At 59.9% G+C, this 23958-nt stretch carries 21 protein-coding genes, 1 tRNA gene and 1 pseudogene; 12 read left to right on the forward strand and 11 right to left on the reverse strand.

Translation table 11 applies throughout. The features are described from left to right. Window positions 1-96 precede the first annotated feature (96 nt). A pseudogene (locus tag BBF94_RS28135) lies at window positions 97-243 on the reverse strand (DNA-3-methyladenine glycosylase 2 family protein); the annotation flags it as partial. 16 nt (window positions 244-259) lie between these two features. Then, window positions 260-1687: an arginine-ornithine antiporter gene (gene arcD, locus BBF94_RS08005; RefSeq protein WP_065258504.1), complete on the reverse strand. Its 1428-nt coding sequence runs from the start codon at window positions 1685-1687 to the stop codon at window positions 260-262. A 438-nt stretch (window positions 1688-2125) separates the two neighbouring features. Here arcD (BBF94_RS08005) and arcD (BBF94_RS08010) point away from each other — a divergent pair, with 438 nt between their 5' ends. The 12 genes from arcD (BBF94_RS08010) to BBF94_RS08065 all read left to right on the forward strand — a co-directional run bounded on the left by arcD (BBF94_RS08010) (window position 2126) and on the right by BBF94_RS08065 (window position 16704). Continuing rightward, complete coding sequence (gene arcD / locus BBF94_RS08010) at window positions 2126-3553, forward strand: arginine-ornithine antiporter (RefSeq protein ID WP_065258505.1); 1428 nt, start codon at window positions 2126-2128, stop codon at window positions 3551-3553. Between the two features lie 34 nt (window positions 3554-3587). Beyond that, entirely contained in the window at window positions 3588-4844 is a 1257-nt protein-coding gene (arcA, locus tag BBF94_RS08015) for an arginine deiminase (protein WP_065258506.1), read from the forward strand. Window positions 4845-5018: 174 nt separating this feature from the next. Beyond that, window positions 5019-6029, forward strand: coding sequence for an ornithine carbamoyltransferase (locus BBF94_RS08020; RefSeq protein ID WP_065258507.1), 1011 nt, complete (start codon window positions 5019-5021; stop codon window positions 6027-6029). Window positions 6030-6206: 177 nt separating this feature from the next. Then, window positions 6207-7136 (forward strand): carbamate kinase, encoded by a 930-nt coding sequence (gene arcC, locus BBF94_RS08025; protein WP_065258508.1) that lies wholly within the window; start codon window positions 6207-6209, stop codon window positions 7134-7136. Between the two features lie 64 nt (window positions 7137-7200). Then, window positions 7201-7563 carry a DUF5064 family protein gene (locus BBF94_RS08030; protein WP_065258509.1) on the forward strand — a complete coding sequence of 121 codons (363 nt, stop codon included), beginning with the start codon at window positions 7201-7203 and terminating at the stop codon, window positions 7561-7563. Between the two features lie 208 nt (window positions 7564-7771). After that, on the forward strand, window positions 7772-9280 hold the full coding sequence (locus tag BBF94_RS08035) for a sigma-54-dependent transcriptional regulator (RefSeq protein ID WP_065258510.1): 1509 nt from the start codon (window positions 7772-7774) through the stop codon (window positions 9278-9280). Window positions 9281-9584: 304 nt separating this feature from the next. Continuing rightward, the gene (gcvH, locus tag BBF94_RS08040) at window positions 9585-9968 is read left to right on the forward strand and encodes a glycine cleavage system protein GcvH (protein WP_007951190.1); all 384 of its coding nucleotides are present in this window, start codon (window positions 9585-9587) and stop codon (window positions 9966-9968) included. Between the two features lie 10 nt (window positions 9969-9978). Next, a complete protein-coding gene (gene gcvP, locus BBF94_RS08045) occupies window positions 9979-12831 on the forward strand; it encodes an aminomethyl-transferring glycine dehydrogenase (RefSeq protein WP_065258511.1) in 2853 nt (950 codons plus the stop codon). 75 nt (window positions 12832-12906) lie between these two features. Continuing rightward, entirely contained in the window at window positions 12907-14283 is a 1377-nt protein-coding gene (locus tag BBF94_RS08050; protein WP_065258512.1) for an L-serine ammonia-lyase, read from the forward strand. A 93-nt stretch (window positions 14284-14376) separates the two neighbouring features. Then, window positions 14377-15501: a glycine cleavage system aminomethyltransferase GcvT gene (gcvT, locus tag BBF94_RS08055; protein WP_065258513.1), complete on the forward strand. Its 1125-nt coding sequence runs from the start codon at window positions 14377-14379 to the stop codon at window positions 15499-15501. A 404-nt stretch (window positions 15502-15905) separates the two neighbouring features. Next, a complete protein-coding gene (locus BBF94_RS08060) occupies window positions 15906-16118 on the forward strand; it encodes a cold-shock protein (protein ID WP_065258514.1) in 213 nt (70 codons plus the stop codon). Between the two features lie 97 nt (window positions 16119-16215). Next, window positions 16216-16704, forward strand: a complete 489-nt coding sequence (locus BBF94_RS08065; protein ID WP_065258515.1) for an RDD family protein — start codon at window positions 16216-16218, stop codon at window positions 16702-16704. Window positions 16705-16764: 60 nt separating this feature from the next. Here the strand turns inward: BBF94_RS08065 and nadA are convergent, their stop codons facing one another. The 9 genes from nadA to tolR all read right to left on the reverse strand — a co-directional run bounded on the left by nadA (window position 16765) and on the right by tolR (window position 23958). After that, window positions 16765-17823 (reverse strand): quinolinate synthase NadA, encoded by a 1059-nt coding sequence (gene nadA / locus BBF94_RS08070; protein WP_065258516.1) that lies wholly within the window; start codon window positions 17821-17823, stop codon window positions 16765-16767. A gap of 267 nt (window positions 17824-18090) precedes the next feature. Beyond that, window positions 18091-18166, reverse strand: a tRNA-Lys gene (locus tag BBF94_RS08075). 63 nt (window positions 18167-18229) lie between these two features. Next, on the reverse strand, window positions 18230-18922 hold the full coding sequence (gene queC / locus BBF94_RS08080) for a 7-cyano-7-deazaguanine synthase QueC (protein ID WP_065258517.1): 693 nt from the start codon (window positions 18920-18922) through the stop codon (window positions 18230-18232). A gap of 1 nt (window position 18923) precedes the next feature. After that, entirely contained in the window at window positions 18924-19571 is a 648-nt protein-coding gene (queE, locus tag BBF94_RS08085; RefSeq protein ID WP_065258518.1) for a 7-carboxy-7-deazaguanine synthase QueE, read from the reverse strand. A gap of 164 nt (window positions 19572-19735) precedes the next feature. Next, the gene (gene ybgF, locus BBF94_RS08090; protein ID WP_065258519.1) at window positions 19736-20572 is read right to left on the reverse strand and encodes a tol-pal system protein YbgF; all 837 of its coding nucleotides are present in this window, start codon (window positions 20570-20572) and stop codon (window positions 19736-19738) included. A 6-nt stretch (window positions 20573-20578) separates the two neighbouring features. Continuing rightward, the gene (pal, locus tag BBF94_RS08095; protein ID WP_003178634.1) at window positions 20579-21076 is read right to left on the reverse strand and encodes a peptidoglycan-associated lipoprotein Pal; all 498 of its coding nucleotides are present in this window, start codon (window positions 21074-21076) and stop codon (window positions 20579-20581) included. A gap of 52 nt (window positions 21077-21128) precedes the next feature. Beyond that, window positions 21129-22409: a Tol-Pal system beta propeller repeat protein TolB gene (tolB, locus tag BBF94_RS08100; protein WP_176704434.1), complete on the reverse strand. Its 1281-nt coding sequence runs from the start codon at window positions 22407-22409 to the stop codon at window positions 21129-21131. Between the two features lie 17 nt (window positions 22410-22426). Further along, a complete protein-coding gene (gene tolA, locus BBF94_RS08105) occupies window positions 22427-23506 on the reverse strand; it encodes a cell envelope integrity protein TolA (RefSeq protein WP_065258520.1) in 1080 nt (359 codons plus the stop codon). Further along, on the reverse strand, window positions 23506-23958 hold the full coding sequence (gene tolR, locus BBF94_RS08110; protein ID WP_169432690.1) for a protein TolR: 453 nt from the start codon (window positions 23956-23958) through the stop codon (window positions 23506-23508). The genes tolA and tolR overlap by 1 nt, the downstream gene beginning before the upstream one ends.

Below are 23958 nucleotides of genomic sequence, written 5' to 3' on the forward strand. Positions count from 1 at the left end.
CACGGGGCCAATGGTGTCAACGGATTTTGTGTACGGCCCGGATACTGTGGGAGCTGGCTTGCCAGCGATGGGGCCAGTAATGACATTACTGCCGGATCAGTCTGCCCTGCTCAAAGATGCCCACAGCAACTGCGCCGCATACCCCCGAAACGGACGCCAGGCCTCGGCGCGGGCTGACAATTCCCGTGCCGTTACCCGCTCGCCCTCCAGCACCTCCAGTGCTCGCAGCAATCCCGTATTCCCGGTCCATGTCGCAACCTCACAACGACAGCAGACCGCTGTACAACCCGTAGGCCGCCAGCCCGGCCCCGGCGACCACACAGGTGAAAATCCCCTTCTCGATCGTGGTGAACAGCGGCTCGCCCTGTTCATGCTTGGCCTTGGCGAACAGGATCACGCCCGGCGCATAGAGCAACGCCGACAACAGCAGGTATTTCACCCCGCCGGCGTACAGCAACCACACCGCGTAGCAGAGGGCGATGGCGCCGATCAGCAGATCCTTGGTGCGTTCGGCCGAGGCATGTTCATAGGTTTCGCCGCGCCCGCTCAACAGCACCGCGTACGCTGCCGACCACAGGTACGGCACCAGAATCATCGACGAGGCGAGGTAGATCAGGCTGGTGTAGGTGCCGGCGGAAAACAGCGTGATCAGCAGGAAAATCTGGATCATCACGTTGGTCAGCCACAGCGCATTGACCGGCACGTGGTTGGCGTTTTCCTTTTTCAGGAACGCCGGCATGGTGTTGTCCCTGGCCGTGGCGAAGAGGATTTCGGCGCACAGCAGCGCCCATGACAACAGTGCACCAAGCAATGAAATCGCCAGGCCGATACTGATTGCCAGCGCCCCCCAGGGCCCGACGATGTGTTCCAGCACCGCCGCCAGCGAAGGGTTCTGCAGGGTCGCCAGTTCCGGTTGGCTCATGATGCCCAGCGACAACACATTGACCAGCACCAGCAGCGCCAGCACACCAATGAAGCCGATCACCGTGGCGCGGCCGACATCCGAACGTTTCTCGGCCCGCGCCGAGTAAACGCTGGCGCCCTCGATACCGATGAACACGAACACCGTCACCAGCATCATGTTGCGCACCTGATCCATCACCCCGCCGAAGTTCGGGTTGCTGCGGCCCCAGATGTCACGGGTAAAGATGTCGGCCTTGAACGCCACGGCGGCGATGACGATGAACATGATCAACGGCACGATCTTGGCCACGGTGGTCAGTTGATTGATGAACGCTGCCTCCTTGATCCCGCGCATCACCAGAAAATGCACGGCCCACAGCAGCACCGAGGCGCAACCGATGGCGATCGGCGTATTGCCCTGGCCGAACACCGGAAAAAAGTAGCCGAGGGTGCTGAACAGCAACACGAAATACCCGACGTTGCCCAGCCAGGCACTGATCCAGTAACCCCACGCCGAAGAAAAACCCATGTAGTCGCCAAACCCGGCCTTGGCGTAGGCATAGACGCCGGAGTCCAGCTCCGGCTTGCGGTTGGCCAGGGTCTGGAACACGAAGGCCAGCGTGAGCATGCCAATGGCGGTGATCCCCCAGCCGATGAGGATCGCCCCGGCGTCAGCCCGCGCCGCCATGTTCTGCGGCAACGAGAAAATCCCCCCGCCGATCATCGAACCCACCACCAGGGCGATCAGTGCGCCAAGGCGCAGCTTTTGCGTCGGTTGCGACATTCAAATCTCCTTGAAAGATCAGGGTCCGGTTTTATTTGTAACAACAATTAACTAAACGGACAAAACAGGATGACGTTTATCAGGTAATGCCGAAAAACGCCCACTTATATATAGCGAATGACGCTAACGCATAGCACAGCAAGATAATTTTGTGCGCTGATCCTGATAAATCAATTCTGTGCTGAAAACAGATGTGAAAAATTTGCCAAACGTCGAAAAGCAACTAGCGTGATAACTCGAAAGCAATAGGATCCATTCCCAACCGCACTATCGAAAGGCCTCTGGGGCGGGCCTTCCAGACACAAGCCTTATGCCAGCATCGGCTTCATAAGTCATTCATTAACAATGGAATGTGAGCATGCACTGATCTACGTCAGCTGTTTGAAAAGCCAACAGAACTACGCTGTGAACTCTTCTCTCCTGCAATGGAGTCATGCAATGTCTGAAGCTCCCGGAAAACTACGACTAGGTGCACTGGTTGCATTGGTAGTCGGTTCAATGATCGGTGGCGGAATATTCTCTTTGCCACAAAACATGGCAGCCAGCGCCGACGTCGGCGCGGTGCTGATCGGTTGGGCCATCACCGCCGTCGGCATGCTCACCCTGGCTTTCGTCTTTCAAACCCTGGCCAATCGCAAGCCTGACCTGGACGGCGGTGTATACGCCTACGCCAAGGCCGGTTTCGGCGACTACATGGGCTTCTCTTCGGCCTGGGGCTACTGGATCAGTGCCTGGCTGGGCAACGTCGGCTACTTCGTGCTGCTGTTCAGTACGCTCGGTTATTTCTTTCCCGTGTTCGGTGAAGGCAACACGGTCGCGGCCGTCGTCGGTGCCTCGGTGTTGCTGTGGGCCGTGCACTTTCTGGTGCTGCGCGGGATCAAGGAAGCGGCGTTCATCAACCTGGTGACCACCGTCGCCAAGGTCGTCCCCCTGCTGCTGTTCGTCCTGATCGCACTGTTCGCCTTCAAACTGGACATCTTCACCGCTGACATCTGGGGCGTGAAAAACCCGGATCTGGGCAGCGTGATGAACCAGGTGCGCAACATGATGCTGGTCACCGTGTGGGTGTTCATCGGCATCGAGGGCGCGAGCATCTTCTCGGCCCGGGCGGAAAAACGTTCGGACGTCGGCAAGGCCACCGTCATCGGCTTCATCACCGTGCTGCTGTTCCTGGTGCTGGTGAACGTGCTGTCGCTGGGCATCATGACCCAGCCGGAACTGGCCAGGCTGCAGAACCCTTCAATGGCCGCCGTGCTCGAACACGTGGTCGGTCACTGGGGCGCGGTACTGATCAGCGTCGGTCTGATCATCTCGCTGCTGGGGGCATTGTTGTCGTGGGTGCTGCTGTGCGCGGAGATCATGTTCGCCGCCGCCAAAGACCACACCATGCCGGAGTTTCTGCGCAAGGAAAACGCCAACCACGTACCGGCCAACGCCCTGTGGCTGACCAACGCCATGGTGCAGCTGTTCCTGGTCATCACCCTGTTCTCGGCCAGCACCTACCTGTCGCTGATCTACCTCGCCACCTCGATGATCCTGGTGCCATACCTGTGGTCGGCGGCCTACGCGCTGCTGCTGGCGGTGCGCGGCGAAACCTACGAAGGCGCGGCCGGCGAGCGGCAGAAAGATCTGCTCATCGGTGCCGTGGCCCTGCTCTACGCCGTGTGGCTGCTCTATGCCGGCGGCGTGAAGTACCTGTTGCTGTCGGCTCTGCTCTATGCCCCCGGCGCGATCCTGTTCGCCAAGGCCAAGCTTGAAGTTCACAAACCGGTTTTCACCCACGTCGAGAAGCTGATTTTCGCCGCGGTGGTCGTGGGTGCCCTGGTGGCGGCCTACGGTCTCTACGACGGCTTCCTGACTCTGTAACTGCCAAACGTTTTGTCTCTGGAGGATCACTGAAATGACCACGGAAAAAGTTAAGTACGGCGTCCATTCCGAAGCCGGCAAACTGCGCAAAGTCATGGTTTGTTCCCCAGGCCTGGCCCACCAGCGGCTGACCCCGAGCAACTGCGACGAACTGCTGTTCGACGACGTCATCTGGGTCAATCAGGCCAAGCGCGACCACTTCGACTTCGTCACCAAGATGCGCGAGCGCGGGATCGAAGTGCTGGAAATGCACAACCTGCTGACCGACATCGTCGGCAATCCCGAAGCGCTGAAATGGATTCTGGATCGCAAGATCACCCCGGACACCGTCGGTGTCGGCCTGACCAACGAAGTGCGCAGCTGGCTCGAAGGCCTGGAGCCGCGCAAGCTCGCCGAATTCCTGATCGGCGGTGTGGCCGGCGAGGATCTGCCGGACAGCGAAGGCGCCAGCGTGATCAAGATGTACCGCGATTACCTGGGCCACTCCAGTTTCCTGCTGCCGCCACTGCCCAACACTCAGTTCACCCGCGACACCACTTGCTGGATCTACGGCGGCGTGACCCTCAACCCGATGTACTGGCCGGCCCGTCGTCAGGAAACCCTGTTGACCACCGCCATCTACAAATTCCACCCGGAGTTCACCAACGCCGACTTCGAAGTCTGGTACGGCGACCCGGACAAGGGCCACGGCCAGGCCACCCTCGAAGGCGGCGACGTGATGCCGATCGGCAACGGTGTGGTGTTGATCGGTATGGGCGAGCGCACTTCGCGTCAGGCCATCGGTCAACTGGCGCAGTCGCTGTTCGCCAAAGGTGCGGCGGACAAGGTCGTGGTTGCCGGCCTGCCGAAATCCCGCGCAGCGATGCACCTGGACACCGTGTTCAGCTTCTGCGACCGCGACCTGGTTACCGTTTTCCCGGAAGTGGTCAAGGAAATCGTGCCATTCATCATCCGACCTGACGAAAGCAAACCTTACGGAATGGATGTACGCCGGGAGAACAAAACGTTCCTCGAAGTGGTGGCCAGCTCGCTCAATCTGCCGAACCTGCGCGTGGTGGAAACCGGCGGCAACAGCTTCGCCGCCGAACGCGAACAATGGGATGACGGCAACAACGTGGTGGCCCTGGAGCCCGGGGTCGTCATCGGTTACGACCGCAACACTTACACCAATACCCTGCTGCGCAAGGCCGGGGTCGAGGTCATCACCATCAGCGCCGGCGAACTGGGCCGTGGTCGCGGCGGCGGCCACTGCATGACCTGCCCGATCGTGCGCGACCCGATCGACTACTAACTTTTTGACTTAAAACGACCCGGCGCTGTGAAAGCGTAGCGAGAGAAGGAAAGACAAGGCAAAAACAGGCGAGGAAGCGGAGTTTACTGGCTGTAAATGAGCATTCCGAGCCTGTTTTTAACGCAGTATTTCCGAGCGCAGTAGCTTTCACAGTGTCGGGCAAGGAGATCCATCATGGCTTTCAATATCCACAACCGTAACCTGCTCAGTCTCGAACATCACAGCACCCGCGAGCTGCGTTATCTGCTGGACCTGTCCCGTGACCTCAAGCGCGCCAAGTACACCGGCACCGAGCAGCAACACCTCAAGGGCAACAACATCGCCCTGATCTTCGAAAAAACCTCGACCCGCACTCGCTGCGCGTTCGAAGTCGCCGCCTATGACCAGGGCGCCAACGTCACCTACATCGACCCGAATTCATCGCAGATCGGCCACAAGGAAAGCATGAAGGACACAGCCCGCGTGCTGGGTCGCATGTACGACGCCATCGAGTACCGTGGCTTCAAGCAGGAAATCGTCGAAGAGCTGGCCAAGTTCGCCGGCGTACCGGTGTTCAACGGCCTGACCGATGAATACCACCCGACCCAGATGATCGCCGACGTGCTGACCATGCGCGAACACAGCGACAAGCCATTGCATGACATCAGCTACGCCTACCTGGGCGACGCCCGCAACAACATGGGCAACTCGCTGTTGCTGATCGGCGCCAAGCTTGGCATGGACGTGCGCATTGCCGCACCCAAGGCCCTGTGGCCCCATGACGATCTGGTGGAGCGCTGCCGCAAATACGCCGAAGAAAGCGGCGCCCGCATCACCCTGACCGAAGATCCGAAAGCGGCGGTCAAGGACGTGGACTTCGTGCATACCGACGTCTGGGTCTCGATGGGCGAGCCGGTCGATGCCTGGGGCGAACGCATCAAGCAACTGCTGCCGTATCAGGTCAACAAAGAGCTGATGAAAGCCACCGGCAACCCGCGCACCAAGTTCATGCACTGCCTGCCGGCGTTCCACAACAGCGATACCAAGGTCGGCAAACAGATCGCCGAACAGTACCCGCACCTGGCCAACGGCATCGAAGTGACCGACGACGTGTTCGAGTCGCCGGCCTGCATCGCCTTCGAGCAAGCGGAAAACCGCATGCACACCATCAAGGCGATTCTGGTGTCGACTCTGGCTGATCTGTAACCCGGCGCAGCTCCCACTGACACGACACGGTCACTGTGGGAGCTGGCTTGCCAGCGATAGCGGTATGTCAGCCAACGACAATGCTGACTGATCCGGCGCCATCGCGGGCAAGCCCGGCTCCCACAGTGAACGAGTTTGTTCAGTCAGACCTTATTGTTATTCAGAAGGACATGCACCATGCGTATCGTCGTAGCTCTGGGCGGTAACGCCCTGCTCCGCCGTGGCGAGCCGATGACCGCTGACAACCAGCGCGCCAACATCCGCATCGCCACCGAGCAAATCGCCAAGATCCATTCCGGCAATCAACTGGTCATCGCCCACGGCAACGGCCCGCAAGTCGGCCTGTTGTCGTTGCAAGGCCTCTCCTACAAACCCGATGAAGCCTACCCTCTGGACGTGCTCGGTGCCGAAACCGAAGGCATGATCGGCTACATCATCGAACAGGAACTGGGCAACCTGCTGGACTTCGAAGTACCGTTCGCCACCCTGCTCACTCAGGTCGAAGTCGACCCCAAAGATCCGGCTTTCAAAGACCCGACCAAATTCATCGGCCCGGTCTATGGCAAAGAAGAAGCCGAGCGCCTGGCCAAAGAGAAAGGCTGGGTGGTCAAGGCCGACGGTGACAAATACCGTCGCGTGGTCGCCAGCCCGAAACCCAAGCGCATCTTCGAGATCCGCCCGATCAAGTGGCTGCTGGACAAGGGCAGCATCGTGATCTGCGCCGGCGGTGGCGGCATTCCGACCATGTACGACGAGCAGCGCAACCTCAAGGGCATCGAGGCCGTCATCGACAAGGACCTGTGCTCGGCATTGCTCGCCGAACAACTGGAAGCGGATCTGCTGGTGATCGCCACCGACGTCAACGCCGCCTACGTCGACTTCAACAAGCCGACCCAGAAAGCCATCGCCCAGGCCCACCCGGACGAACTGGAGCGCCTGGGCTTCGCCGCCGGTTCCATGGGGCCGAAGGTGCAGGCAGCCTGCGAATTTGCGCGCCATACTGGCAAGGTTGCGGTGATTGGTTCGCTGGCAGACATCGAAGCCATCGTCCAGGGCACCGCCGGTACTCGCGTCAGTACCGCGAAACCCGGCATCACCTACCGATAAGAATGAAATGCTGGGGCAGACTCCAGGTCTGCCCTTCTCCCATGCCTTGAAAGGAGAGAACACCATGGCCCAGTTCGAACCCGGTCATTTGCACATCGAGCGGCACGCGTTGACCCAGGATGACGTCAACTACAACATCCGCCTCGAATACGAGGTGTCGCAGGATCCGCAAAAAGGCAAAGGAATACAGTTCCGGCTGATTGGAAGCATCCAGGGCAAAGAGGTCAACGAGCCCTTCTTTCTGCCCAAGGAAGAGGCCTACAACTTCGCTCGCAACGTGACGCAGATCGCCGAAAAGTACGGCATCCCCAAAAGCCACAGCCAGATCGGCTCGGTGCACAAGCATTACGACCTGATGTTTGAAGACATTCGTACGCAGCTGAATATGAAATCCGGGGATCCGGTCAATCCCGAGCATTTCGAGTAACCCGAACTCACCCCATACCCCCTGTGGGAGCGAGCTTGCTCGCGAAAGCGCTCTGTCAGTCCATATCTTCATTGCTGATACACCGCATTCGCGAGCAAGCTCGCTCCCACAAGGGTATGTAGCCAGCGGAAGAACGCGCCCGGTTTCACCATTTCCCCGCCCCAAGGCATACTTGCCCCCTCCGCACTCCAGAACCCAGAACCACCCCATGCGTATCCACGTCAGCTTCATCGACCGCGTCGGCATCACCCAGGAAGTCCTGGCGATCCTCGGTGGACGCAACCTCAATCTGGATGCGGTGGAAATGGTCCCGCCGAACGTCTACATCGACGCCCCGACCCTCAGCCCGCAAGTGCTCGAAGAGTTGAAAGATGCGCTGTTCCGGGTGCGCGGCGTGGAAGCCGTGGTGGTGGTCGACATCCTCCCCGGCCAGCGCCGGCACTTGCAGCTCGACGCGTTGCTCGCGGCGATGACCGATCCGGTGCTGGCGCTGGACAGCGCCGGCAAGGTGCTGCTGGCCAACCCGGCGCTGATCGCCCTGTACGGTCGCGAACCTGCGGGTGAAAGTGTATCGGAGCTGTTCAATGAACCGGGCCTGCTCGACACCTTGCTGGAACAGGGTTTTCGTCTGCCGCTGCGGGAAATCACCGTCAACGGCCAGACCCTGTTGCTGGACGCCACACCGATCACCGATGCCGGCGCCCTGCTGACGCTGTATCAACCGAACCGCATCGGCGAGCAGCTCTCGGCGCTGCACCACGATCACGCCGAAGGCTTCGACGCGCTGCTCGGCGAGTCCCCGCCGATCCGCACCCTCAAGGCCCGCGCACAACGGGTGGCGGCGCTCGATGCACCGCTGCTGATCCAGGGCGAAACCGGCACCGGCAAGGAGCTGGTGGCACGCGCCTGTCACGCCAGCAGTGCCCGACACAACGCACCTTTTCTGGCACTGAACTGCGCGGCCCTGCCGGAGAACCTCGCCGAGAGCGAACTGTTCGGCTACGCCCCCGGCGCTTTCACCGGTGCACAACGGGGCGGCAAACCGGGGCTGATGGAACTGGCCAACCAAGGCACGGTGTTTCTCGACGAGATTGGCGAGATGTCGCCGTACCTGCAGGCCAAGCTGCTGCGATTCCTCAACGACGGCAGCTTCCGTCGGGTGGGCGGTGATCGCGAAGTGAAGGTCGATGTGCGAATCCTCAGCGCGACCCACCGCGATCTGGAGAAAATGGTCAGCGAAGGGCTGTTTCGCGAAGATCTCTTCTACCGCCTCAACGTGCTCAACGTCGAAGTGCCGCCGCTGCGCGAGCGCGGTCAGGACATTCTGTTGCTGGCCCGCTATTTCATGCAGCAGGCCTGCGCGCAGATCCAGCGCCCGGTCTGCCGCCTCGCCCCGGGCACTTACCCGGCGCTGCTCGGCAACCGCTGGCCGGGCAACGTGCGGCAATTGCAGAACGTGATCTTCCGTGCCGCCGCGATCTGCGAAAGCAGCCTGGTGGACATCGGCGACCTCGACATCGCCGGCACCGCGGTCGCACGCCAGACCGACACCGACGTCGACAGTCTGGAAGAAGCGGTGGAAGCCTTCGAGAAATCGCTGCTGGAGAAACTCTACGTCAGCTACCCCTCGACCCGACAACTGGCCAGTCGTCTGCAGACCTCACACACCGCGATTGCCCATCGGCTGCGCAAGTACGGGATTCCAGGAAAAGCCTGACCCCGACAAAAGCGACCTCCGACTGTACTGAAAGCGCTACAGCGGAACGTTATCGCTACACCTCTCTCCGATCACCGCCGTGCAAGGCTTTGATCCACTTCAGCTTTTTTCTTCGCTCCAAGCTGTAGCGATTTCGCTACAGCCTCTCCGGTCACGCTCGCCATACAGCCAACCAACTTATTGATTTATAACGATTTTTTTACTTTGGCCGCGTTCTTGCTAAGTCACCGCTCATAAAATCAGGGTATTGCTGCCCGAGTATTCCACCGCGTCCACCAGACGAGTCTGGCCCTTAGGAGATTCCATGAGCGAGTTGCGTTTTACTGAAGATCACGAATGGCTGCGCGCTGAAGCCGATGGCTCTGTCACTGTTGGCATCACCGCTTTCGCGCAGAACGCCCTGGGCGACGTGGTGTTCGTGCAACTGCCTGAATTGCAGGCTTACGAGAAAGGCGCCGAAGCCGCCACCGTGGAATCGGTCAAAGCCGCCAGCGGCGTTTACATGCCGCTGGATGGTGAAGTCTTGGCGACCAACCCGGCGCTGGAAGACAGCCCGGAACTGGTCAACGAAGATCCGCTGGGCGAAGGCTGGTTCTTCCGCTTCAAGCCTGCCGACGCATCGGCTGTCGCGAAGTTGCTGGATCAGGACGCCTACGACCGTCTGATCAAAGCCCAAGCCGAAGCCTGAGGAACCTGACATGACCCAAGTAAATCTCGGCACCACCAACGAATTCATTACTCGTCACATCGGCCCTCGCGCCGGTGACGAGCAGGCCATGCTCAACAGCCTCGGCTTCGACTCGCTCGAAGCCCTGACCGCCAGTGTCATCCCGGAAAGCATCAAAGGCACCAGCGTACTCGGCCTCGACGACGGCCTGAGCGAAGCCGACGCCCTGGCGATGATCAAATCCATCGCCGGCAAGAACCAGCTGTTCAAGACCTATATCGGCCAGGGCTACTACAACTGCCATACGCCATCGCCGATCCTGCGCAACCTGCTGGAAAACCCGGCCTGGTACACCGCCTACACCCCGTACCAGCCGGAAATTTCCCAGGGCCGTCTCGAAGCGCTGCTGAACTTCCAGACCCTGATCAGCGACCTCACCGGTCTGCCGATCGCCAATGCCTCCTTGCTCGACGAAGCCACCGCCGCTGCCGAAGCCATGACCTTCTGCAAACGCCTGAGCAAGAACAAGGGCAGCCACCAGTTCTTCGCCTCGATCCACAGTCATCCGCAAACCCTCGACGTGCTGCGCACCCGTGCCGAGCCGCTGGGCATTGAAGTGGTGGTGGGCGACGAGCGCGAACTGACCGACGTGACGCCATTCTTCGGCGCCCTGCTGCAGTACCCGGCGAGCAACGGTGATGTGTTCGACTACCGCGAACTGACCGAACGCTTCCACGCTGCCAATGCCCTGGTAGCCGTGGCCGCCGACCTGCTGGCCCTGACCCTGCTGACCGCCCCGGGCGAGTTCGGTGCAGACGTCGCCATCGGTTCTGCACAACGCTTCGGCGTGCCGCTGGGCTTCGGTGGCCCGCACGCGGCTTACTTCTCCACCAAAGATGCGTTCAAGCGCGACATGCCGGGCCGTCTGGTCGGCGTTTCGGTTGACCGCTTCGGCAAACCGGCCCTGCGTCTGGCGATGCAGACCCGCGAGCAACACATCCGCCGCGAGAAGGCCACCTCGAACATCTGCACCGCACAAGTGCTGCTGGCCAACATCGCCAGCATGTACGCCGTGTACCACGGCCCGAAAGGCCTGACCCGGATCGCCAACCGCGTCCACCACTTGACCGCGATCCTGGCCAAAGGCCTGAGCGCACTGGGCGTGACCGTCGAGCAAGCCAGCTTCTTTGACACCCTGACTCTGGCCACAGGTGCGCAAACTGCTGCGCTGCACGACAAGGCTCGCACTCAACAGATCAACCTGCGCGTGATCGACGCCCAGCGTCTGGGCCTGTCGGTGGACGAAACCACCACCCAGGCCGACATCGAAACCCTGTGGGGGCTGTTCGCCGAAGGCAAGACTCTGCCGGATTTCGCCGCTCTCGCCGCCTCCGCTCAGAGCACCATTCCAGCCGCACTGGTGCGTCAGTCGCCGATCCTCAGCCACCCGGTGTTCAACCGTTATCACTCGGAAACCGAGCTGATGCGCTACCTGCGCAAACTGGCGGACAAGGACCTGGCACTGGATCGCACCATGATCCCGCTGGGCTCGTGCACCATGAAGCTCAACGCCGCCAGCGAAATGATCCCGGTGACCTGGTCCGAATTCGGCGCCCTGCACCCGTTCGCCCCGGCCGAGCAAAGCGCCGGCTACCAGCAACTGACCGACGAGCTGGAAGCGATGCTCTGCGCCGCCACCGGTTACGACGCGATCTCGCTGCAACCGAACGCCGGCTCCCAGGGTGAATACGCAGGTCTCTTGGCGATCCGTGCCTACCACCAGAGCCGTGGCGAAGACCGTCGCGACATCTGCCTGATCCCGTCGTCCGCCCACGGCACCAACCCGGCCACCGCCAACATGGCCGGCATGCGCGTGGTCGTGACCGCGTGCGACGCCCGTGGCAACGTGGACATCGAAGACCTGCGCGCCAAGGCCATCGAGCATCGCGAACACCTTGCAGCGCTGATGATCACCTACCCGTCGACCCACGGCGTGTTCGAAGAAGGCATCCGCGAAATCTGCGGCATCATTCATGACAACGGCGGCCAGGTGTACATCGATGGCGCCAACATGAACGCGATGGTCGGCCTCTGCGCACCGGGCAAGTTCGGCGGCGACGTCTCGCACCTGAACCTGCACAAGACCTTCTGCATCCCCCACGGTGGTGGCGGCCCGGGCGTCGGCCCGATCGGCGTGAAATCGCACCTGGCCCCGTTCCTGCCGGGCCATGGCCACATGGAACGCAAGGAAGGCGCGGTCTGCGCGGCACCGTTCGGCAGCGCGAGCATTCTGCCGATCACCTGGATGTACATTCGCATGATGGGCGGCGCAGGCCTCAAGCGTGCTTCGCAACTGGCGATTCTCAATGCCAACTACATTTCCCGTCGCCTGGAAGAGCATTACCCGGTGCTGTACACCGGCAGCAATGGCCTGGTGGCGCACGAGTGCATTCTTGATCTGCGTCCGCTGAAAGACAGCAGCGGCATCAGCGTCGATGACGTTGCCAAGCGCCTGATCGATTTCGGCTTCCACGCCCCGACCATGTCGTTCCCGGTGGCCGGCACGCTGATGATCGAGCCGACCGAAAGCGAATCCAGGGAAGAACTGGACCGTTTCTGCGACGCCATGATCCGCATCCGCGAAGAAATCCGCGCTGTTGAAAACGGCACCCTGGACAAGGACGACAACCCGCTGAAGAACGCTCCGCACACTGCTGCCGAGCTGGTCGGCGAGTGGACTCACCCGTACAGCCGCGAACAAGCGGTGTACCCGGTGGCGTCGTTGATCGAAGGCAAATACTGGCCGCCGGTCGGTCGCGTCGACAACGTGTTCGGTGACCGCAACCTGGTCTGCGCCTGCCCGTCGATCGAAAGCTACGCTTGACCTGTGAGGGGGCGGGTTCGCCCGCCCCTTTCACGCGTGCCTGATGTGCCTATAACAAGAAACCGGAGAACAACCATGTCGTTAAGCGTGTTCGACCTGTTCAAGATTGGCATCGGCCCTTCCAGTTCCCACACCGTCGGCCCGATGCGCGCTGCCGCGCGTTTCGTCGAAGGCCTGCGCCGGGAAAACCTGCTGTCGGCCACCACTGGCGTGAGGGTCGAGCTGTACGGATCCCTGGGCGCCACCGGCAAGGGCCACGGCAGCGACAAGGCCGTGCTGCTGGGTCTGGAAGGCGAACACCCGGATACCGTGGACACTGAAACCGTCGCTGCCCGTCTGCAGGACATTCGCAGCAGCGGTCGTTTAAGCCTGCTCGGCGAACAAAGCATCGTGTTCAACGAGAAAGAACATCTGGCCATGATCCGCAAGCCGCTGGCTTATCACCCCAACGGCATGATTTTCCGTGCCTTCGATGCAGCGGGATTACAGATCCGCAGCCGCGAGTACTACTCGGTCGGCGGTGGTTTTGTGGTCGACGAAGATGCGGCCGGAGCCGACCGTATCGTCGAAGACGCCACACCGTTGACCTTCCCGTTCAAGAGTGCCAAGGACTTGCTCGGGCACTGCGCCACCTATGGGCTGTCGATCAGCCAAGTGATGCTGACCAACGAAAGCGCCTGGCGCCCGGAAGCGGAAACCCGTGCCGGTCTGCTGAAAATCTGGCAAGTGATGCAGGACTGCGTGGCCGCGGGCTGTCGCAACGAGGGCATCCTGCCGGGTGGTTTGAAGGTCAAGCGACGGGCGGCGGCGTTGCACCGGCAACTGTGCAAGAACCCGGAATCGTCGCTGCGCGATCCATTGTCGGTGCTCGACTGGGTCAATCTATACGCCCTCGCCGTCAACGAAGAAAACGCCCACGGCGGGCGCGTGGTCACGGCACCGACCAATGGCGCGGCGGGGATCATTCCCGCAGTACTGCATTACTACATGCGCTTCATTCCTGGCGCGAATGATGACGGCGTGGTGCGTTTCCTGCTGACCGCGGCGGCCATCGGCATTCTGTACAAGGAAAACGCCTCGATTTCCGGCGCCGAAGTCGGCTGTCAGGGCGAGGTCGGCGTGGCCTGTTCGATGGCGGCCGGTGCGTTGTGCGAAGTCCTCGGCGGCAGCGTGCAGCAAGTGGAAAACGCCGCCGAAATCGGCATGGAACACAACCTCGGCCTGACCTGTGATCCGATCGGCGGGCTGGTGCAGGTGCCCTGCATCGAGCGCAACGCCATGGGCTCGGTCAAGGCGATCAATGCCGTGCGCATGGCCATGCGTGGAGACGGGCAGCACTTCGTCTCCCTCGACAAGGTCATCCGCACCATGCGCCAGACCGGCGCCGACATGAAAAGCAAATACAAGGAGACCGCCCGCGGCGGTCTGGCGGTCAACATTATCGAGTGCTGATCGCGTCATTAACTCACTCTCCCTGCGGGAGAGAACACAAAACCGGTCCCCTCTCCCTCCGGCAGAGGGTTGGTGTGAATCAAGGAGTCATGCATGTCCACCGAACAACTGTCGAAAACCCCGTTGCACGCTCTGCATCTCGAACTCGGCGCCCGCATGGTGCCGTTCGCCGGCTACGACATGCCGGTGCAATATCCACTGGGGGTGATGAAAGAGCACCAGCACACCCGTGAGCAGGCCGGGCTGTTCGATGTGTCGCACATGGGCCAGATCCGCCTGAGCGGCGCCAATGCCGCCAAAGCCCTGGAAACCCTGGTGCCGGTGGACATCATCGATCTGCCGGCGGGTATGCAGCGCTACGCGATGTTCACCAACGAAACCGGCGGCATTCTCGATGACCTGATGGTCGCCAACCTTGGCAACGACGAGTTGTTCCTGGTAGTCAACGCCGCGTGCAAACATCAGGACCTGGCCCATCTGCAAAAACACATCGGCGATCAGTGCACCATTACCGAGCTGTTCGAAGCCCGAGCTTTGCTCGCCCTGCAGGGCCCGGCAGCCGTCACCGTGCTTGCACGCCTGGCGCCGGAAGTGGCGAAAATGACTTTCATGCAGTTCACCCGCGTGAAACTGCTGGGTGTGGATTGCTTCGTCAGCCGTTCGGGTTACACCGGCGAAGATGGTTTCGAAATCTCCGTACCGGCAGCCGATGCGGAAAAACTCGCCCGTGTCCTGCTGGCCGAACCGGAAGTCGCCGCCATTGGCCTCGGTGCCCGTGACTCGCTGCGCCTGGAAGCCGGCCTGTGCCTGTACGGCCACGATATGAACAGCGATACCACGCCGATCGAAGCAAGCCTGCTGTGGGCCATTTCCAAACCGCGCCGCGCCGATGGTGCGCGTGCCGGCGGTTTCCCGGGTGCAGAACAGGTATTCGGCCAGCAGCAGAACGGTGTCGCACGCAAACGCGTCGGCCTGCTGCCGCAGGAACGCACACCGGTCCGTGAAGGTGCAGAAATCGTCAACGAGGCCGGCGAAATCATCGGCAGCGTGTGCAGCGGCGGCTTCGGCCCGACGTTGGGGGGGCCATTGGCGATGGGTTACCTCGACAGCACCTACGTCGCCCTGGACACGCCAGTCTGGGCCATTGTTCGTGGGAAAAAGGTGCAAATGCTTGTAAGCAAAATGCCATTCGTTCCACAACGCTACTATCGTGGATGATTGACTGTTTCTATAAGTAACGCGATTGCGTTATGCGTGCACTAATGTGTAACGCAATCGCCATAAAACAGTGCACTTTCCTTACATTCGATTCGAATATGAACTTGGCTTATAACGATCGAAAACAATTGAACAGGCTAATCGTATAAGCCCGACTAGTGAACTGACTAACAGCCGGCAAGCACAGGAAATCCGGGGCCTTCACAGGGCTTGTATTTCCTCATGTAGTTGGCGTAGAGTTTGCCCACTGTGTTTGCATGGGTCAGCTTGGAATCGTGACCTGGGCAGTAGCCTACAAGTTAGCTACATCCCGTTCGACGTCTTCTTACTCTCCTGCAACCAGCCCCAGTACTCTTTCATGAGGAAGAGACTGTCATCAATTTTTGCGTCAAAGGAAATAAGAAATGTCCACACGTCAGAGCGGTACCGTCAAGTGGTTTAACGACGAGAAAGGTTTTGGTTTTATCACTCCAGAAAGCGGTCCGGATCTGTTCGTGCATTTCCGCGCCATTCAGGGCAGCGGCTTCAAGAGCCTGAAAGAAGGCCAGAAAGTGACCTTCGTTGCAGTGCAGGGCCAGAAAGGCATGCAAGCTGACGAAGTCATCGCTGAAGCCTGATTTTCTGTAACGAAAAAGCCCCTGATATTGATATCAGGGGCTTTTTTGTGCGCGCGAATCCGTAAAATGGCGCTTCACTTTCCATCCAGAGGCTGCCATGTCGAAACATCTGCTCAATCCCCAGGGCGAGTTCCCCGCCGTCGGCCTGGGCCGTCGCCTGGCAGCGATGTTCTATGACTTTCTGCTGTGCACCGCCCTGCTGATCGTGACTGGCGGCATCTACAAGATGATTCAGGCCGCAATCATCGGCGAGGAACGTCTGCGGATCCTGACCGATGCCGGCAAGCTGGATGGGGACCCCCTCTATTCCACAGTGCTGCTGCTGGTGCTGTTCGGCTTCTTCGCCAAGTTCTGGACTCACGCAGGCCAGACACTGGGCATGCAGGTGTGGGGCATTCGCGTGCAGAACGCCGATGGCACTGCGATCAGTCTTTGGCAGGCGCTGCTTCGATTCATGGTTTCGATCGCTTCGTGGCTGTGTCTGGGCCTGGGGTTCTTCTGGACGCTGTTCGATAAACAGAAACGCGCCTGGCATGACATCTATTCGGATTCGCAACTGGTGCGGATTCCGAAGAAAGCGAAGTAATCCCGTGGATGCAAAAACGCCCCGATACGATCGGGGCGTTTTTTTTTTTGCAACACGGAATCAGGCGTTGCCTGCCAGCTTCATCCGCGCAGCCTGAGTGAAATCCAGCATGCGCTTGAGCGGACGAATGGCCTGGGGAATCAGCGCCGGGTCGACGAAGATCTCGTTCGAGCCCTCCTTCAGGCACTTCAGCGTACGCTCAAGGGTGTTCATGGCCATCCACGGGCAATGGGCGCAACTGCGACACGCCGCGCCGTTACCGGCGGTTGGCGCCTCGATGAAGACCTTGTCCGGGCACAGCTGCTGCATCTTGTAGAAGATGCCACGATCGGTGGCCACGATCAGGGTCTTGTTCGGCAACGACTGTGCGGCAGCGATCAATTGACTGGTGGAACCGACGGCGTCCGCCAGTTCGATCACCGACGTCGGTGACTCCGGGTGCACCAGAATGGCCGCATCCGGGTACAGCGCTTTCATGTCTTCCAGTTGCCTGGACTTGAACTCTTCGTGAACGATGCAGGCACCGTCCCACAGCAGCATGTCGGCGCCGGTCTTGCGCTGGATGTAGGTGCCCAGATGCTTGTCCGGCCCCCAGATGATGGTTTCGCCGTTATCCATCAGGCTTTCGACGATCTCCAGTGCGCAGCTCGATGTCACCACCCAGTCCGCCCGGGCCTTCACGGCTGCCGAAGTGTTGGCGTACACCACAACGGTACGCTCCGGATGCTGATCGCAGAACGCCGAGAACTCATCCACCGGGCAACCCAGATCCAGCGAGCAGGTCGCCTCCAGGGTCGGCATCAGCACGCGTTTTTCCGGGTTGAGAATCTTCGCGGTCTCCCCCATGAACTTCACGCCGGCGACCACCACGGTCCTGGCCGGATGAGCATTGCCGAAACGGGCCATTTCCAGAGAGTCGGAAACGCAACCGCCGGTTTCTTCGGCAAGGGCCTGGATGATCGGATCGCAATAAAAATGGGCGACCAGCACCGCGTCCTGAGCTTTGAGCTCGGCGGCGATGGCGGAACGGTAAAAAGCCTCCTCCTCGGCAGTCAGCGGTTTGGGCTGCTTGGCATCGAGGTGGGCTTGTACCAGAAGGCGTTCGGAAATCTGCGTCATGTTCGCAAGACCTGCAGGCGCATTCGCGCGAAAGTCGAGTATACACCCGGCTCCGGACCGCTTGAGGGTACCGCCGGGAGAGTGAGTGTTATCAGGCACGGACAGCGTTGAAGCTGCGCAAGGCTACAGAATATCCCGGTGATGCAAAAGATGATTCTGACCTGTGTCAGCGCAACGACGCCAAAAGGAGAGGCCAGATCGCAGGCAAAAAAAAATCCGGAAATCCTCACTTTCGTGGGCCTTCCAGACTTTTAAAAACATCAAAAATGGTGGGTCGTGTAGGATTCGAACCTACGACCAATTGGTTAAAAGCCAACTGCTCTACCAACTGAGCTAACGACCCGCTGTGTGGTGGCGCGTATAATACTGATTTTTAAGGACTATTCAACACCTAATTTGAAAAAAATCAAAAATAACGTGTCGGATCGCTGATTCCGGCCGCTGCGAAGCCTTCTGCACGCAGGCGGCAGCTGTCGCATTTGCCGCAGGCACGGCCTTCATCGTCCGCCTGATAGCAGGAAACGGTCAGCCCGTAGTCGACACCGAGCTTCACACCCGCCTGGACGATCTGGGCCTTGCTCAGGTTCTGCAGTGGAGCCTGGATACGGAAACCGTCGCCCTCCACACCGGCCTTGGTCGCAAGGTTGGCCATGCGCTCGAAAGATTCAATGAACTCAGGACGGCAGTCCGGATAACCGGAGTAATCCACCGCGTTGACACCAATGAAGATGTCACGGGCACCCAGCACTTCAGCCCAACCCAGCGCAAGGGACAGGAACACGGTGTTGCGCGCCGGCACATAAGTCACCGGAATGCCTTCTCCCGGCTCCTGCGGTATATCGATATTGCTATCGGTCAGGGCCGAACCACCCATGCCGTTGAGGTTCAGACCGATGACCTTGTGCTCGACCACGCCCAGATCGCGGGCAACGCGTGCGGCAGCATGCAACTCGGCATGGGAACGCTGGCCGTAATCGAAGCTCATGGTGTAGCAGCGATAACCTTCCGCGCGAGCCATGGCAACCACCGTTGCCGAGTCCAGACCGCCGGACAGCAAAATGACCGCACGTTTTTCAGTAGTGTTCAGTTGTTCTGCCATCTCAGCGCCCCGGCTCGTCATTCCACAGATACTTGTGCAGTTGCAATTGCAGGCGTACGGGCAAATTATCCGCCACCACCCAATCCGCCAGATCCCGAGCGTTCAGGTCGTGGTGGCTGGGGGAAAACAGCACTTCGCCAGCGCGCCGCTCAAGATCGTACTGAATCAGCTTCGATACTGCCCAGTCATAGTCTTCCCGCGAACAGATGACAAACTTCACCTGATCGTTGGGCGTCAGCAGCTCGACGTTCTCGTAACGGTTGCGATGCGCCTCTTTCGAGTCCGGGGTCTTCAAGTCGACAACTCGACTGACCCGTGGATCGACCGCCGAAATATCGAGAGCGCCGCTGGTTTCCAGCGAGACCTCGTAACCGGCATCACACAATCGCTTGAGCAAAGGAATGGCATTCGGTTGCGCCAACGGCTCACCGCCAGTGACGCAGACGTAGCGAGGACGATATCCGGCTACCTGCTCAAGGATATCGTCGAGCGTACGAATCGTGCCGCCGCTGAAGGCGTAGGCACTGTCGCAGTATTGGCAACGCAATGGGCAACCGGTCAGACGCACAAAAACAGTGGGCAGCCCTGCAGTCCGCGTTTCCCCCTGCAAAGAGTAGAAAACTTCGGTGATTCTCAATGTGTCTTGCATAGTCGCCACGGGCGTAACAGCTAAACAGGCTGTCCGCCTCCGTCAGGCACCTCAGGCAACCCCGCCAACGCGTAGATCACCAGAAGCGTGTTTCATAAAAGGGCGTGAATTCTAACGAAAAAACCCGCGACAAGCGCGGGTTTCTTCCAGACGGACAAACACAGTTACATGCGTTGCAGATCGCGTTGTGCCAGTTGGGCTGCAGAGGTGCCCGGGTATTGGGAAACCACTTGCTGCAGAATACCCTTGACCTTGTCGGTGTGACCGAGACGGCGCTCTACGTCAGCCAGCTTGTACAGCGAGTCCGGCACCTTGGCGTGCTTTGGATACAACTGAGAAACCTTGGCGAAAGCCTGACCCGCGCCCTGCAGGTCGCCCTTGGCCAGGTTCACCTCACCCAGCCAGTACTGGGCATTGCCCGCGTACTGACTGTTCGGGTATTTACGCAGGAACGCAGAAAACGCCTGGCTGGCCTTGTCGAAGTCCTTGGCCTTGATCAGGTCGAAGGCAGCATCGTAATAAAGCTTTTCCTTGGCCGGATCACCCGGCTCACTGCTCGCGGCGGGCGCCTGGGCAGCAGCAGCCCCGGCACCGGCGGCGGCACCGGCAGCAGCGCTTGCATCACCACCGGCTGAAGAATTCTCTGGAGTCGCGGCAGGTGCAACACCCGACCCTATGCGCCGATCAAGATCCTGGTATCGCTCCAGGGATTCCTGCTTCATGCGCGCAACCTGATTCTGCAGTTCTTCGATCACACCCTGCTGGCGCGATATCTGATCCTGCATCTGTTGCAGTTGGTTGAACAGCATGCCTTGTGCCGAGGCAGGGGCCGTAGCCGCTCCCCCGGCATAGGCGCCGTTCGTACCGTAACCTGCAGGCGGATAACTGCTCCCGCTATTGTTATAACCGGAGTTGTCATCGACCACAGGAACCGCAGCCCACGCCGCAAGCGGCGCGAGGCTGAGAGCCAGAACAGTTACAGCACGACGGCACGTTCGCATATCGAATTACTTACGCAGTTCGACGCGACGGTTTTGAGCCCAGGACTGCTCGTCGTTGCCGGTAGCAACTGGACGCTCTTCGCCGTAGGAAACCAGTTCCAGCTGAGCTGGGGAAACACCTTGCAGTACCAGGTAGCGCTGAACGGCTTTCGCACGACGCTCGCCCAGTGCCATGTTGTACTCACGAGTACCACGTTCGTCGGTGTTGCCTTCCAGAACAACGCGAGCGCCGTTTGCTTTCAGGTCTTTGGCGTGAACGTCCAGAGCGCGCATGGCTTCTGGCTTCAGGTCCGAGCTGTCGTATTCGAAGTAGAAGGTGGTGATTGCGCGCAGAGCAGCTTCTTCGCTCAGGGAACCGTCAACTGCACCAGTGTTTGCGCCGTAACCAGCGTTTGGATCAACAGCGCCTTCACCGGCGTTGTCGCCACCCTTGGACGAGCAACCTACAGCTACAGCCATGGCCAGAGCCAGCGCAGCAAATTTACCAAACTTCAGCATTTCCATCGTGAAACTCCTAATGAACCCCAGTGTGTTAAGTAAAACGTAAAGCGCCGCGTCAGTTCAGGTAAGGGGACCAGGACGGTTCTCTGACTTCGCCTTGAGCGGTAGGAAGCGGGAGCCTCACGCGTCCATTAATGGACACGAGCATCAAGACTCCCCGGCCCTGCTGGCGGGTGGCGTAGATTACCATGGTGCCGTTGGGCGCAACAGTAGGCGACTCGTCCAGAGTGCTATCAGTGAGGATTTTTACACTTCCGCGCTGCAAATCCTGAGCCGCCACTTTGAAATTGGTGAAACCGTCCTGACGATGGATCATCACCAGGGTCTTTTCATCAGCCGACAGCTTCGGGTTGGCGTTGTAGTTGCCCACGAACGTCACACGCTCGGCACCACCGCCATTGGCGCTGGTCTTGTAGATCTGCGGCTTGCCGCCACGGTCGGAAGTGAAGTAGATGGTCGAACCATCCTTGCCCCAGTACGGTTCGGTGTTGATGCCGGGACCTGCAGTCACTCGGGTGATCTGGCGCGAGCCGAGGTTCATCACGTAGACGTCCGGGTTGCCGTCCTTCGACAGTACGAACGCCAGGCGATTGCCATCCGGCGACCAGGCCGGAGCACCGTTCAGGCCTTCGAAGTTGGTGATCTGCTCACGGCGACCGGTGTCGATGTTCTGCATGAAGATGCGCGGACGCTTCTGTTCGAACGACACATAGGCGATGCGCTTGCCATCCGGTGCGAAACGCGGCGACAGGATAGGCTCGCGCGACTGCAGCAGGGTAACGGCACGGGCGCCGTCGTAGTCCGAACGTTGCAGCGTGTAACGGGTGTTCTTCTCGGAGAAGCGCTCGGCCGTCACGTACAGCAGACGGGTCGAAAATGCACCCTTGATACCGGTCAGCTTTTCAAACGACTGATCGGAGATGTAGTGGGCCATGTCACGCAGCTGCTCGGTCGTACCGGAAACACTGCCGTCCGCCACTTTCTGCTCGGTGGCGACGTTGAACAGCGCCCACTGCACCTGCAGGCGACCGCCCGCCGGAACAATATTGCCGACCATCATGTACTGGGCCCCCACCGCCTTCCAGTCACGGAAGATGATTTCGCTCGGCTGGCTTGGCTGGCTGATCATGTTTTGCTTCGGAATCGGCGAGTAATAGCCCGAGTTCCGCAAATCGTTGCCAATGATTTCAGCCATGTCATCCGGCAGCACGGCACCGCCCTGGAAGCCGAACGGCACGACGGCGATCGGGGTCGCCCGATCGCTGCCGCTGGTGACCAGAATGTTCTTTTCATCCGCCATCGCGATCCCTGCCATGCAGCAGATCACGACCAGCATTCCTCGAAGAAGGTTTCTCACAAGGCTAGATCCTCAGGTGTGAATGTCATCTTGAATGAACGATACGGAGCGAAATCGCTCGGCTTCATTCCCTGCATTTCCGTCAAACGTCCAATATTCTTGACCGCTGCCACTGCCGACGCATCGAACGGACCGTCGCCGCTGGACTTGGCCACGCTGACCGTGGTCACCGTGCCGTCCGGCAACATGCCGATCTGCAGCACAACCGTCATGCCTTTGCGTGCCGAAGGAGGACGAGCCCAGCCTTCCGCCGCCCGCGCACGAATCAGATCATCGAAGCTGCCCGCGGTTTCGTCACCACGTTCATCCGCCAAAGCCTGCTGACGCTCGGTCTTGTCGGACAACAGGTCGGCGAGTGCCTGGGCCTTCTTGTCCTCGACCGATTTGCGTGCCGCCTCCTGCGCTTTCTTCTTCGCAGCATCGGCAGCCGCTTTCTTCTTGGCTTCGTCGGCGACTTTCTTTTTCGCCTCTTCAGCTTCGGCTTTCTTCTTGGCGTCTTCGGCGGCTTTCTTCTTCGCGTCCTCGACGATTTTCTTCCTGGCTTCTTCAGCAGCCTCTTTCTTGGCCTCTTCTTCAGCAGCCTTCTTGGCTTCTTCTTCAGCTTTCTTCTTGGCTATATCAGCCAATTGTTTCTCTTCTGCCTTCTTGGCTTCGGCGGCTTTCTTCGCGTCTTCGGCTTTCTTGGCTTCGTCAGCCTTCTTCGCCTGTTCCGCTTTCTTCGCCTCATCGGCCTTCTTGGCTTCCTCGGCCTTTTGAGCCGCTTCTTCTTTCTTTTGTTCCGCCGCCTTGATTGCCTCCTGCTCGACCTTTTTCTGCTCCATCTGCTCGACTTCGGTCTGGCGCGCGGCGGACTTCTTCGCCTCACCCGCAATCTTCTGATTGGTCTGGGTGGTCGCCTGACTTTTCGATTTCAGCTGGTACAAGGTCGCCTGGACAATCGGCTTGGCCGGCGGCAGCTCAGGCGTCATGGCGAAACTGACGAACAGCATGCCGAACACCAGCACGTGCAAGCCAATCGCCCAGACGCTGGGCCAGAAGTAGCTTTCCGAGGCGGACGGCTCTCGCTGTTGCTGCATCAGGGCGCCTCGGTGATCAAGCCAACATTACCGACCCCGGCTTTCTGCAACCCGCCCATGGCGCCCATGACGGAGCCATAATCGACGGACTTGTCGCCACGGATGAAGACCTGGGTACGCTTGCCGTTATCATTGCCGGCCGCGATGATCTTGGTCACCGCGCTGGTCATCTGCGGCAGGGTCATGGCCCGGTCCTGTTGCTTCTCGGTGTCGACTTCGCTGCCAAGGTTCCAGTAGTAGGTCTTGTCAGCCTTGATCGAAATGGTCAGCACCTGGGTGTTGTTGTCCTGCGGCAAGGCTTCGCTGGAAACCTTGGGCAGATCCACCTTCACGCCCTGATTGAGCATCGGCGCAGTCACCATGAAGATGACCAGCAGCACCAGCATCACGTCGATGTAAGGCACTACGTTCATCTCGGCGACCGGCTTGCGCTTGTGTCGGGCTCGAGTGAT

Origin of the sequence: Pseudomonas bananamidigenes, from assembly GCF_001679645.1 — a bacterium.
Lineage (GTDB): Bacteria > Pseudomonadota > Gammaproteobacteria > Pseudomonadales > Pseudomonadaceae > Aquipseudomonas > Aquipseudomonas bananamidigenes.